Raw genomic sequence first — 12,981 nt, 5'->3', positions numbered from 1 at the left:
TTTTTAAAAAAACGATCGCGACTATTATGATGAAATATTTCCCATACTCGTAATTTCGTATGCTAGGATGGAGAAGAAAGCGTACTGCAAGATAGCCTTGAGGAGGTATAAAGAGATGCCTATGTCATCCTATTATCAAGAGTTACGAAACAAGGTTGGTTCCTCACCCCTTTTTATGCCCAGTGTTGTAGGAATCGTAAGAAATGAAAATAGTGACGTTTTGTTTGTGAAAAGCAATTCCGAACATTCATGGGGACTACCCGCAGGTGCCATCGAACCAGGAGAAACTCCTGCTCAGGCTGTCGTTCGAGAAGTATATGAAGAAACTGGCTTACATGTCTCTCCCACTACATTACTTGGCGTATTTGGTGGTGAACAATACAGATACACGTACCCTAATGGCCATCAGGTAGAGTACGTGATATTTATGTTTGCATGCTCGGTTGTTGGCGGGGTGTTACAACCAATAGATGGAGAAACATCTGAACTACGGTACTATCCCTTACATAACTTACCGACACTTCAGTTTCCTTACCCAACAGAACTCTTTGCTTCCCTGTCTGTTTCACGACCTGCTTATTTTGATCGTGACTAGATCACCTCATCACTTCCCACTTAATCGCTCATATGCTCGCTCCTGTTATGCTACTATATATAGAAATAATAAAAAAAATCACGATTGAAATAAGGGAGCATATATGGAATACACTGAACTTCAAACACTCGTTAGAAAGAGTAAAAATATCGTATTTTTCGGAGGAGCAGGTACATCGACGGAAAGTGGCATTCCTGATTTCCGCTCTGCTGAAGGTCTCTTCCATACGAATCACGGCGAATATTCTCCAGAAGAAATACTAAGTCACGACTTTTTCTTTGAGCATTCAGCTGACTTTTATTCGTTCTATAAAGCAAAGATGGTATACCGAGATGCTAAGCCTAATCAAGGCCACCTTGCCCTGTCAGAATGGGAAAAAGAAGGAAAGCTTCGCGCAATCATCACCCAAAATATTGATGGCTTGCATCAGTTAGCTGGGAGCCGAAATGTACTTGAGCTACATGGCTCCATCCATAGAAATACCTGTCTACACTGTGGAGAAACCTTTTCATTAGACGACATCGTGAACAGTAAAGAAATTATTCCCTCTTGCTCTCTCTGCAATGGGATAGTGAAACCAGACGTGGTACTTTACCAGGAGCAACTCGATATGGAGCTTTTCCAAGAGGCGATCGATTATATCTCACAAGCAGACGTACTGATCGTGGCAGGCACTTCCCTTTCTGTTTATCCTGCTGCTGGCCTGGTTAAGAATTTTCAAGGCAACCATTTGATATTAATCAATAAAGCACCCACTTCGTATGATAATGGAGCCGATTATGTCATTCGAGAAAATATCGGAAGTTTTTTACATCACCTAGCATTCGAGTGATCTGATAAGAAACATTTTCTATGAAAATACCTACTACTTCGATCATGTTTTGTTAGAAGTTTTTTTCACGATGTAACTGATCAACACTTCTAACCGTCACATTTACAAAATCCCCAAAAGTAAACACTTTTCATCAAGACTTATTTGCTTTAATATATTGCGTAGACACTTTGGGAATCAGGTACAGGAGTAAGATAAAACATGAATACGATTGGAACTATATTGCAAGAAAAACGTATCGGTAGAGGCATTACGCTTAAAGAGGTTCAAAAACAAACAAACATCCCTATCCCCTATCTGGAATCCATTGAAAAGGACGACCACACACTAATTCCATATCCTGCTTATCTGCATGGCTTTACAAAAGCATATGCGAAGCTCCTGGATGTAGATATTAGTCAACACCTACATCAATTGCCCAAGGTGGAGCCTTCTCAACCGCCAGATTACGGAATTAAACGAAAAAAATGGTCCATTTCCATTTATCGATTTTATTCAGGATTAAGTTTCTCCCGATTTCTAGTTATAGTGTTCTCACTCTTTATCGTTAGTTTCATTTACATGGGTATTCGTTATTATTAAGGACAAATGGCAAAACCACCGAGTTCTTCCTAGACTTCGGTGGTTTTTTTCTTGACTGTAGCAAAAGTACGCCTACTTCTTTCCCGGAAAGAGCAGGTATTCCTTTTTCCAATAGAAGTAACAGTGCTACAAGCATGACGGAAGCCAATCCATAGCGTAATCCTGAAGCCAAAAATACCGGGAAACTGTCTACGATCAGTTTGCCCACTACGACAGAGCTTCCTACAATCACCATAGCCAGCGTTAAATCTAGATAGGCTCGCCTCTTTTTATCCAACCCTCTCTCCTTCCACTCCCTTAACACAAAATTTATCTGTTTTAATTTGATATTTTATCTTTTTTTGCATTTTCATTCCATTATTTACCAAGTGTTGTCTTGATCCTGCTTTAGTGGAGAAAACCAGCTTCTTTTTTCACTCTTCGCTAAAAGTCTTCGCCCCGCAAGAGGTTAGACTGTCCGCTCCGCACAATTCCTCGGGGAAGCTCAAAAACGATGTATTCACTGTAAGACTTGCTGAGTCTCGCTTCTTTTTCCCGATGAATAGCGCTCCGCTGGGTCGGGCTTCGCCAAGACGCTCCGTGTGAAAAAAGAAGCTGGTTTTTCGGGCAGTTGGTTCTCTTTGTTACCTAAAACCCTTTGTCGAAGAAGTACATTTTTTGTCCAGAACCTTTTAAGGTCCTATCTAGCTAAACAACAAATAGTGCGGATAAAAAAACTTCTATCGAAGTCTTTCGAAGAAGCTGGTTCTTCTTTAGCGGATTTTTTTCATGCGTATAAGGAAGCGAAGCCTAGAAGTTTATGCATCCTTATACAGTTAATAAGTGCAATCCATGAGACACTTCGTAGCATCACATCTTTTTACACTCTGCACTCTTTACTGTGTATCGGACAGCCCTCTCCTCCTCGCTCAACCCTAACGAGTTTGCAGACAAAAAATGTGCTTCTTCTGCTAGGTGTTTAAAAAAAGCAATGATACTTTTCTTATTGACCCTAACGTTACGTGATACTGTACGATCAAATTATAGGAGGTGAAGAAATGGCTTACAAAGTAAAAGAGCTTGCAGAATTGGCTGGAATCAGTGTTCGGACCTTGCACCATTATGATCAGATTGAACTATTACAGCCCGATTCAATTACACCGGCAGGCTATCGTCTTTATTCCGACAACAACTTGATTACTTTGCAGCAGATTTTATTTTTTAAAGAAATCGGATTCACTTTGGATGAGATTAAAACGATCATTACACATCCAGATTTTGACCGAAAAAAGGCATTGCATAATCAGAAAGAGCTATTGCAAAAAAAGAAAAACCGCTTGGAAAAAATGATAGAAATCGTGGATCTTACCTTAGATTCCTATGAAGGAGAGTATATGATGGAAAAGAAAAAAATGTTTGATGGCTTCGATATGTCAGAGATCGAAAAGTACCGTCATGAATACGCAGAAGAAGCAAAAGAGCGATATGGCAAAGAGATCATAGAAGAAACCCATAAAAGAACGGATGCTTACTCACCAAATGATTGGGCCACTATCATGGAACAACAAAACGCTATTTACCAAACAATTGCAGAGAATATGGATAAAGGGCCATCTCACCCCCTTGTTCAACAAGCTGTAGGAGAATGGCGAGAACATATTACCAAGCATTATTATGAATGTACGTTGGAAATTTTCCGTGGTCTCGGAGATATGTACGTGGCAGATGAACGTTTTACGCAAAATATCAATAAAGTGAAGCCAGGCTTAGCAGCTTTCCTTCGCGATGCGATGCATATCTATTGTGATAATCATGCATAACAAAAGAAAGGCAGACTTACCCCCAAGGTGAGCCTGCCTTTCTTTTGTGCTAAGTACTTAAAATCCTGCTCAACACTTTCTATGTGGTAGAAGTCTGATTTTTTGTATTTTTTTGTTAAAATAAACCTAAAAAGGATGCTTTTGAAAATTGCCAGTTTAACAGGGAAGGTTGGGATATAAATGGGTAAAAAATTAATACTTCCTGGTGGATCAGGTTTTTTAGGTGAATCTCTCGCTACTTTTTTACAAGAAAAGGGCTATGAGCTCGTGATTTTAACCAGAGGGGCTTCAACTGAACGGAACGGAATTCGTTACATTCACTGGGACGGAAAAACATTAGACGAATGGGCATCAGAGATTGATGGTAGCCATGCGATCGTTAATTTCACAGGTAAGAGCGTCAACTGCATCTATACAGCTAAGAACCAGGCAGAAATTTTTTCTTCCCGCGTGGATTCTGTCAGGGCTCTTACTAAAGCAATTCTTCAATGTCAGGAACCTCCTCAAGCATTTGTACAGGCAGGTTCATTAGCTATTTATGGTGATACACGCGACTTATGCGACGAGAATGCCCCTCATGGTGATGGCTTTTCTGTACAGGTATGTGAGCGATGGGAAGATACCTTTTTCGAAACTGAACTAGAGATGACGCGCAAGGTTCTTCTGCGCATTGGTTTTGCCTTGGGTAACACTGGTGGAGCATTGGAGCCATTAGTTAAGCTGGTAAAGCTGAATCTTGGAGGCACAGTTGGCTCCGGTAACCAATACATTAGCTGGCTACATATCGATGATTTGAATGAAATGTTCCTGCGGGCAATCGAAAATGAACAAATGAGTGGCATCTATAACGCAACAGGCCCAACACCAGCCACCAATAAAGAATTCATGCAGACACTTCGCAAAGTGATGAAAAAAGGTTGGGCCCCTCCTACTCCCTCCCCATTTGTCTGGTTAGGTGCATACACGGTTATGCAGACTGATCCTGGTCTTGCTTTAACTGGGCGTAATTGCATCCCTCGCAAATTGCTTGACGAAGGCTTCAGCTTTATTCACACTGATTTGGAAAAATCACTTTGGGAATTATTGAAAGATGGGTGGCACCCACAAAAAAAGGATTCGCCCTCATAAAATTCCACCCAAATGTGCAAAATAAAAAATAAATACTTCACTTTTGTGCTTCAATGATATATTATCTAGTTAATTACTTAATGTAAGCGACTTTAATATTAGAAGCTCGATAAGGAAAGGAATTGATCCCATCATGTCTAACGATTTTAAAACTGCCGTAGAAAAAAGACGTACTTACTATGCAATTAGCAAAGAGGCTGTTGTTTCTGATGAGCGTATTCAAGAAGTAATTAATCATGCTGTTAAGCACACTCCATCCTCTTTTAACTCTCAGAGCGCTCGCGTGGTCATTCTTCTTGGAGAAAACCATGACAAACTGTGGGAAACTACTAGAGAAACATTGCGTAAAATTGTACCTGCAGAAAGTTTTGAGCCTACCAGCCAAAGAATGGATTCCTTCAAAAGCGGATACGGTACCGTGCTATTTTTCGAAGATCAATCAGTAATTGAAAAACTACAACAAGATTTTGCTCTTTATAAAGACAATTTCCCAACCTGGTCCCAACAATCCTCTGGAATGCTACAATTTGTGGTTTGGACTTCTCTTGAAGAAGAAGGTTTTGGTGCGAGCTTGCAACACTACAATCCGCTAATTGACGATGAAGTTAAAAAAGAGTGGAAACTGCCTGAGAGCTGGAAACTAATTGCTCAAATGCCATTTGGTAAACCAGTTCAAGAACCAGGTGAAAAACAATTCCAACCATTGGAAGAGCGTGTTTACACTTTTAAATAAGCATGTCCTCACTTTTCACTTATGTGATCCAATAAAGTGAAACAAGGAAACACCTCCTGAATCGAAAGAGATTCTAAGGAGGTGTTTCTTTATGTATTGTATTTTATGTCAGAGCGTTGTTGCCTGATAAATTTTATATGATCTCCATGATAACCTCCGTTATTATATCGGTTATCTTTTATCTCTCTTACCCTTCCGTCGCTACGTTCTCTTGAAAATATCTCTTTTTAGTAGGAAGCATGACCAGTACAAATAGCAGGAGGGAAGCAGCAAACATAAGTAAAGCTCCTACGATAATGATTGATCTGATTGGTACCATGTAACCAATCAAGCCTACTAACACAGTTATCATAATTTGCAGGACACTAAGAAAGAAACCAAATAAACTGCTGATCCTTCCCATCTGCTCCGTTGGTACATTATTTTGAAAAAACGTAATCATACCAGTGTTGGCAAATGAACCTGCAAAAGCCAAAAGAACAAACCCTACTACTACACTCAAAAATGAAAAAGAAAAGGCATAAATCAAATAGCCGAGGGCGACAAATAACGTACCCACCCCAATCAGGTAGTGAAGTGGTGTTCTTTTTACGATGGCTGTGTTTAGCATGGAGCCTGCTAGGGAACCTATACCGGTTATACTCATTAATAATCCATAATCTGTTTCCGATAACTGTAAGACTTGCTGTATAAACACAACTTCCTGTGCATCTAATGCGAGTGTAAATAACATGACGAATTCAAATATAGAGTAGACCAACATAACGTAGAGATTCATTTTGCTGTAGCGAAAAAATTGCTGCCAATCCAACTTTATCATTGAGAGTGACAGCCTATTGGAGCTAACCGCTACTTTACTAGCTGTCTCATTTCCTTCATCAGCTGCATCTGGCAAGTAATAGATGATGATAGCTGAGATAAAAAAGCTGACCGCATTGATATAGATCGCAACTGCCGGAGAAAAAGATAGCAACAGACCTCCTGCAATCGCAGGTCCAATGATAAACGAACCAGACTTTATTAAACTGCGGAGTGAATTAAATTGTTTTCTCGATTCGATAGGTATTACCTTTGTCATATATGTAGTTGAGGTAGGTACAAAAAAACAACTACATACTCCTAAAGCAAATAACAGGGGATAAATATACCAGAGAGAGGTTACGAATGGCAGAACAAGCAAGACTCCCCCTCTAATGATATCGGTGATTATCATGATTTGTCGCTTGTTAAACCGATCAATCATACTTCCAGACCAGGAATTGATTAGAAGAGAAGCAATTGGTCTTATGACCCATAAACCTGCTACAGCTGCGGCTGAGCCTGTCAGTTTAAATACTAATACATTAATGGCAACCAAATAAATAAAATCTCCCAATGTCGAGATACCTATTCCTGCTAACAGCATGGTAGCTAACTGAAACTGCCCAGGCCGGTTTTTTTGTCTTTCTGCCATCATAAACCTCCTACTCTGTCATTTTTCCAACTATGTACAGCTATTCTCATGTATCTCCTTGGGTGTATCTATACATGTACACGCTCGTCTCTATTACTATTTTATCATTTTATGGAAAATTAAAGATAGAATTGCTATCCAGACCTTTTGCAAGCATCATTTATGTAAAAAATCAATGATTTGTGAAATTTGATAACAAAAGTAACTTGGTATCTATGAGATAATAATAGCCACCAGCACTATTTTGGGAGGACAGCCATGTTAGATAAAACTGGTATCTTTATAACAATTGCTTCTATCGTAGCCATCGTGATGGGACTTTTCTTTCGAGATATGGTCACCATTATCATAGGGGCTCTTCTTTTAGTAATCGGCTCGTTTAAAAAGAAAGAAGGATAAAAAATAAGCAGGCTAATGCTCCCATGCAATAGCCTGCTTATTCCTACTCTTATATAGATAACCCTCCGTTAACCTCCAACACCGCACCATTCACATAATCTCCATCTGAAGAGGCAAGATAGAGATAAGCTTTCGCAATATCTGAGGGTTGACCCAGTCGTTTAAGGGGTACTTGCTCCACCATTTTTTCCAGCACTTTCTCGGGTACCTGTAACGCCATCGAAGTCTCTATAAAACCTGGAGCCACCGCATTTACCGTAATTCCCTTACGTCCCAGTTCCTTTGCCCATGTTTTTGTCATCCCAATTACACCTGCTTTGGTAGCTGAGTAATTGGTCTGTCCGATGTTTCCTGAAAGACCGACGATAGAAGAAGTATTGATGATTTTGCCAGCCCCTTTTTCTATCAAATACGGAATGACAGCTTTCGTACAAAAGTAGACACCATTTAGATTAACCCCAATAACACGATGCCACTGATCTGAGGTCATTTTGGCAAGCATGGCATCCTGTGTGATTCCTGCATTGTTAATCAGAATATCGATCGTGGAAAAGGTTTCTTCTACTATTTTCACCATGAGCGCCACGCTCGTTTCATCCGACACATCCACATGAACATAAGTAGCGTGTTCATATCCACACTCTCTCAGTTCATTTTGAAAAGCCATACCTACCTGTTCATTGTAGTCTGCTATGGCTACCTTTGCCCCTTCTTGCAAGAACAGCATAACAGTCTCTCTCCCAATGCCACTAGCTCCCCCAGTTACGATTGCTACCTTGTTCTCCAGTCTTTTTCCAGCATCCATTTCTTCGCCACCTATCCAGCTTTTTTACCCGCTTCCTCCATTTGTATCTCTTTTTGTTGCATGCGGACTTTTTTTCTTTGTTCCAACCAATTGTTGAAGCTACCTGTAATCCCACTTGGGAAAATCAACACCACTACAATGTAGAGAAGTCCCATAAAGATGATCCATCGCTCAAAAATCGGATGCACTTTAGCTAGTGATGTTAATCCGTCATGAGCAATCTCTACCACTCCAGATCCCAGAATAGAACCGAATAGCGTACCAATTCCACCAATCATGGTCATCAAGAGCGCATCCAGTGTAATCTCAATCGAGAAGACCGTCGTGTTAACAAATCGGAGCATCCCTGCGTATAGCCCTCCGCTAATCGCAGCGATCACCCCTGCTACGACACTAACGATAACCTTGTAATTTATAATCTGGTATCCAAGCGCTTCAGCCCGTTGCTCATTTTGCCCAATTGCCTTTAGAACCTTGCCAAGAGGTGACTGAACAAAATGACGAAGAACAAAGAACAGCACAATCATTGCAAGTAAACATACATAATAGAAAGAAAATCGATCCCGAATAAAATCAGGTACACTGAACGTAAATCCATCACCACCTGCTGTAAGAGAACGCCATTTTTCTGCTACGACAAATAGAAGCTGGGAGACAGCAAGCGTCAGCATCGCATAAAAATGACTTTTCAGTCGTAACGATAGCATCCCGATAGCGTAACTAATAATCGCAGCTATGACAACAGCCACCAGAATACCAAACAAAAAATTCCCGGTCGTTGCCCCGAAATTCTTCATGAAAATAGCTACAGAATACGCCCCTATTCCAAAAAACATACCATGACCAAACGAAACGATCCCTGTATAACCGAGCAGCAAATCATAACTCATCGCAAAGATAGCGAAAATAAAGATTTGCGTGCACAGAATATATAAACTCCTTGAGTCATAGATCAAAGGGAGTATGGCCAGAGACAGAAAGAATACGAGAAACAGACGCGTTTGCAGAGATCCAGCCTTACGTACCATCATAATCACCCCTTCGCTCCAAACAATCCGGACGGCTTCACCAGCAAAACAAACAACATCAGAAGCATATTAACTGCAAGAGAGAGTTCCGGAACGAAATAGGCCATGAAAGAGCCTAACACTCCTACCAATAACGCAGCAACCGCAGATCCTGGCACACTGCCCATCCCTCCAATGATGACGACAATAAAGGCAAGTATCGCGTACTGCATGCCCATCTCGGCAAAAATTACTCCGGAATACGGGGCAAGCAAGCTTCCTCCTAATGCGGCCATCCCGGCACCCAAGAGAAAAACGAATGTAAACACTTGTTTAATATTGATTCCTAACGCCTGAACCATCTCTTTATCGATTACTCCCGCACGTACAATTAATCCCAAACGCGTTTTGGTCAACAACAAATGGAGGGCAATATAGATGAGCACTCCTACTAAAATGACAAACAACCGATATTTAATGAGAATGATCCCGCCAAAGTCAAAGCTGCCTTGTAAATAAGATGGAACTGCCGCCGGGATCGGATTAGGACTCCAGAAAACCTTTAGCAATTCACTTAACACCAGCATTCCGCCTAATGTTACCAGCAATTGCTGAATATGATCTCCATAAACGGGACGAATCAGAAAACGTTCCAGAATAAGACCAATCAGCATCCCGATCACAATAGCGCCAGCCATCGATAATAGAAAACTGCCTGTTAATCCAAATATCCAGACGCCACCAAAAGCACCCCAGGCGAATAATCCGCCATGAGCAAAATTAAGTACGCTCATCAGACCAAAAATTAGTGTAAGTCCGGCAGCAAGCAAGAATATGAGCATCCCTGTAGCAAGGCCGTTGACCAACAAGTTTATGATTACATCCACGGTGGTAAGCCTCCCCTCTTGTCGATATATCAGGCGATGCCCAGATATTTCTGCTTCGCTTCTTCGTCATCTGTTAACTCATGCATCTGCCCGCTATGCACGATTTTACCTTCATCCATAATGTAAAAATGCTCGCCAATTCTGCTTGCCATAAAGAAGTTTTGCTCCACTAGTAGAACCGTTGTCTTCTGTTTCATTTGTTCAATATGCATCATGACCTTCTCAACCATAATGGGTGCTAATCCTTTGCTTGGCTCATCGATAAGCAACAAGCCATTGCTGTTAACATACGCCCGCGCAATCGCCAACATCTGTTTTTGCCCTCCGCTTAAATGACCGCTCTGTTTCTTCCAGTACAACTTTAGATCAGGAAATAAATCGAGCATCCATGCCATTTTTTCCTTCTCCTCATCGCTCCCTTTTTGCATGGCTAACCGAAGTGTTTCTTCTACTGTAAAATCCGTAAAAATCCCCTGATTCTCCGGGACATAACCAATCCCTTTTCGTGCGACCATATATGTCGGAAGTTGCCCAATCTCTTCGCCCTGATAGCGAATATTCCCATGTCTGATAGGAGAAAGTCCCATAATGGAACGCAATGTTGTAGTTTTACCTGCCCCATTACGTCCAAATAAGACGGTAATGCTGCCCTTTTTCACTTCCATGGAAACACCTTGTAAAATATGAAATTGATCGAGGTAGGTTTCAACTTGATCCAGCTGCAGTAGCATCTTTATACAAACCTCCCAAGTAAGCAGACTGCACCAGTTCATTTTTCATAACGTCCTGGGGTGTCCCTTCTGCTAGTAACTCTCCATGAAACAATACAACCATATGGTCAGAGAGTGATTTCACCATGTCCATCTTGTGTTCGATTAATAGAATCGTAGTGGACTTATCTTGTTTAATCGTTTCTATGACCTGCAACACCGCTGGCACTTCTTCCAGAGATATGCCCGCTGTTGGCTCATCCAGCAATAACAGCTCCGGCTTGAGACCAATCAGCATGGCTATTTCCAGCTTTCTTTTTTCACCATGAGCTAATTGACTTGCCTGGACGTCCGCTTTTTTAGTAAGTAAAACCAGCTCTAGTAATCGATCTACTTCTTCTGTCTGAGCCACCTGCTCTGCTTTACTCATAAAAAGCTGAAAGCGTATACCGTGAGCAGCCTGAACGGCGAGCCGTATATTCTCTCTTACCGACAGCTTTGAGAATAGATTGGTTAATTGAAAGGAACGACCTATCCCAAGCCTGGTTCGTGCTGCGGGGGACAGGTGTGTAATCACCTGTCCCTGATACGTGATCGTTCCGTGCGAAGGTCGTAGTTGTCCACTTAGCAAGTTGAATAACGTAGTTTTCCCTGCACCGTTTGGACCAATGATGGAGGTGAAGCGATGCTTGGGCAGTTTCAATGAGACACGGTCGATGACCGTCTGTTCTCCAAACGCTATGCTCAGTTCGTTTGTTTCCATGAGGTAGCTCATAGCGCCCTCCTCTATTTTTTGTTTTTGATAGGTGGAGCTGTTTCTTCCATGGTTAATTCACGCATAAAGACTGGTACAGGATGATCGGAGCCAGCCTGTTTTTCTAGCTTGATTGCATACAAAGCTTGCAGCGCCTGATGGTCTTCCGCTCTAAACTGCATCTTGCCTTTTGGTGTTTCGAAGGTCATCCCTTCCATGGTTTTAATGAGGTTTTCTACTTCAACGTCACCCTTTGTTTTTTCCAGTGCTTCTACAATCGCCACAGCTGCGGTCATGCCACCTGCCGTAAATAAATCAGGAATCTCGCCATTAAAACGTTTTTTATGCTCGTCTGTAAGCCATGTGTTCATCTCTGTTTTAGGTAATGTGTGATAGTAGACGGAGAAGCCTTCCATACCCACTAGCGCATCCATCGTTTTTAGTGCTGCAATATCAGGAGCAGCTGTGGAGATCTTGATACCTTGTTCGGATACTTTCATATCCATCAATTGTTTCCAAGGTGAGTTAGAGCCTGCCCACGTTATGAATAGATAGTCAGGTTTGGCACTGATGATTTTTTGGATATTCGCTGTAAAATCAGTGGTACTGGCATCTGCATATTCTTCTGCGATAATGGTTCCTCCCAGTTTTTCTGCTGCCGATTTGAAGGCGCCAATTCCTTCTCGACCATATGCGCTGTCTTGCGCGAAGGTTGCGATTTTCACACCATCTTTCGCAATTGCAGCGGCTCCGGCAACTGCATCCTGGGAAGAGTTACGACCTGTACGGAAAATATATTTGTTCCAGTTTTCGCCCGTAATACTATCTGCTACTGCCGGTTCAACCACCATGATTTTTTTGTATTCTTCCGCTAGAGGCAACACCGCCAAGGTATCCCCAGAGCTAGAGGAGCCAACCAGAAAATCTACCTTGTCCTGTTCCAAAAGCTTTGTCGCCTTTTGAACCGCTACATCTGATTTAGTTTCTGTATCTTCTACGATGAATTCGATCTTTTTGCCCGCCACTTCACGCTTGCCTTTGGTTGCATAATCGAGACCCAGCTCGAATCCTTTTTGCGTTTGTTTTCCATAGCTTTCTAATGGACCTGTAAGGGAGGCAAGAACCCCGATTTTGATCACATCCGTACCGCCTGCTGATGAAGCGCTTTCATTTGTACTGCAACCAGATACCATGACCAAGCATGCTGATAATGCAAGGAACGCTGCCTGTTTCCATGTTCTTTTTTTCAAGAAAATCCCCCCTGTATTTTGGGGTGGGGGATTCTAGTATCCCCCCA

The 12,981-nt window shown here is 41.7% G+C and carries 15 protein-coding genes; 7 read left to right on the top strand and 8 right to left on the bottom strand.

The features are described from left to right. The first annotated feature begins 115 nt into the window (after positions 1–115). The 3 genes from LM917_RS16660 (at position 116) to LM917_RS16650 (ending at position 2,009) form a co-directional block, all read left to right on the top strand. The gene (locus LM917_RS16660) at positions 116–595 is read left to right on the top strand and encodes an NUDIX domain-containing protein (protein WP_232698736.1); all 480 of its coding nucleotides are present in this window, start codon (positions 116–118) and stop codon (positions 593–595) included. 103 nt (positions 596–698) lie between these two features. Then, entirely contained in the window at positions 699–1,427 is a 729-nt protein-coding gene (locus LM917_RS16655) for an NAD-dependent protein deacylase (protein WP_232698735.1), read from the top strand. A 201-nt stretch (positions 1,428–1,628) separates the two neighbouring features. Next, positions 1,629–2,009 (top strand): helix-turn-helix domain-containing protein, encoded by a 381-nt coding sequence (locus tag LM917_RS16650; protein WP_232698734.1) that lies wholly within the window; start codon positions 1,629–1,631, stop codon positions 2,007–2,009. Here the strand turns inward: LM917_RS16650 and LM917_RS16645 are convergent. Further along, a complete protein-coding gene (locus LM917_RS16645) occupies positions 1,981–2,286 on the bottom strand; it encodes an EamA family transporter (protein ID WP_232698733.1) in 306 nt (101 codons plus the stop codon). The genes LM917_RS16650 and LM917_RS16645 overlap by 29 nt on opposite strands. A 760-nt stretch (positions 2,287–3,046) precedes the next feature. Between LM917_RS16645 and LM917_RS16640 the strand changes: the two genes are divergently transcribed. From LM917_RS16640 to LM917_RS16630, 3 genes are all read left to right on the top strand, one after another. Then, positions 3,047–3,808 (top strand): MerR family transcriptional regulator, encoded by a 762-nt coding sequence (locus tag LM917_RS16640; protein ID WP_232698732.1) that lies wholly within the window; start codon positions 3,047–3,049, stop codon positions 3,806–3,808. Between the two features lie 180 nt (positions 3,809–3,988). After that, complete coding sequence (locus tag LM917_RS16635; protein ID WP_232698731.1) at positions 3,989–4,936, top strand: TIGR01777 family oxidoreductase; 948 nt, start codon at positions 3,989–3,991, stop codon at positions 4,934–4,936. Between the two features lie 133 nt (positions 4,937–5,069). Continuing rightward, positions 5,070–5,669 (top strand): nitroreductase family protein, encoded by a 600-nt coding sequence (locus LM917_RS16630; RefSeq protein ID WP_232698729.1) that lies wholly within the window; start codon positions 5,070–5,072, stop codon positions 5,667–5,669. Between the two features lie 187 nt (positions 5,670–5,856). Here the strand turns inward: LM917_RS16630 and LM917_RS16625 are convergent, their stop codons facing one another. Further along, positions 5,857–7,122, bottom strand: coding sequence for an MFS transporter (locus LM917_RS16625; RefSeq protein WP_232698727.1), 1,266 nt, complete (start codon positions 7,120–7,122; stop codon positions 5,857–5,859). 258 nt (positions 7,123–7,380) lie between these two features. On the opposite strand from LM917_RS16625, the gene LM917_RS16620 reads away from it, so the two are divergent. Beyond that, positions 7,381–7,521: a hypothetical protein gene (locus tag LM917_RS16620; protein WP_232698725.1), complete on the top strand. Its 141-nt coding sequence runs from the start codon at positions 7,381–7,383 to the stop codon at positions 7,519–7,521. Positions 7,522–7,570: 49 nt separating this feature from the next. Here the strand turns inward: LM917_RS16620 and fabG are convergent, their stop codons facing one another. The 6 genes from fabG to LM917_RS16590 are packed head-to-tail and all read right to left on the bottom strand — an operon-like array spanning position 7,571 to position 12,877. Next, a complete protein-coding gene (gene fabG, locus LM917_RS16615) occupies positions 7,571–8,326 on the bottom strand; it encodes a 3-oxoacyl-ACP reductase FabG (protein ID WP_232698723.1) in 756 nt (251 codons plus the stop codon). A gap of 11 nt (positions 8,327–8,337) precedes the next feature. Continuing rightward, positions 8,338–9,354 (bottom strand): branched-chain amino acid ABC transporter permease, encoded by a 1,017-nt coding sequence (locus LM917_RS16610; protein WP_232698785.1) that lies wholly within the window; start codon positions 9,352–9,354, stop codon positions 8,338–8,340. A gap of 5 nt (positions 9,355–9,359) precedes the next feature. After that, positions 9,360–10,220 carry a branched-chain amino acid ABC transporter permease gene (locus LM917_RS16605; protein WP_232698721.1) on the bottom strand — a complete coding sequence of 287 codons (861 nt, stop codon included), beginning with the start codon at positions 10,218–10,220 and terminating at the stop codon, positions 9,360–9,362. A 29-nt stretch (positions 10,221–10,249) separates the two neighbouring features. After that, on the bottom strand, positions 10,250–10,951 hold the full coding sequence (locus LM917_RS16600; protein WP_232698720.1) for an ABC transporter ATP-binding protein: 702 nt from the start codon (positions 10,949–10,951) through the stop codon (positions 10,250–10,252). Then, a complete protein-coding gene (locus tag LM917_RS16595; protein ID WP_232698719.1) occupies positions 10,926–11,705 on the bottom strand; it encodes an ABC transporter ATP-binding protein in 780 nt (259 codons plus the stop codon). Before LM917_RS16595 ends, LM917_RS16600 begins: the two co-directional genes overlap by 26 nt. 11 nt (positions 11,706–11,716) lie before the next feature. Further along, complete coding sequence (locus LM917_RS16590; protein ID WP_232698783.1) at positions 11,717–12,877, bottom strand: substrate-binding domain-containing protein; 1,161 nt, start codon at positions 12,875–12,877, stop codon at positions 11,717–11,719. Positions 12,878–12,981: the final 104 nt, after the last annotated feature.

The organism is Brevibacillus daliensis (assembly GCF_021245735.1).
GTDB lineage: Bacteria > Bacillota > Bacilli > Brevibacillales > Brevibacillaceae > Brevibacillus_B > Brevibacillus_B daliensis.
The sequence above is the reverse complement of the archived record's forward strand: the minus strand, read 5'-3'. Positions and strand labels throughout refer to the sequence as shown.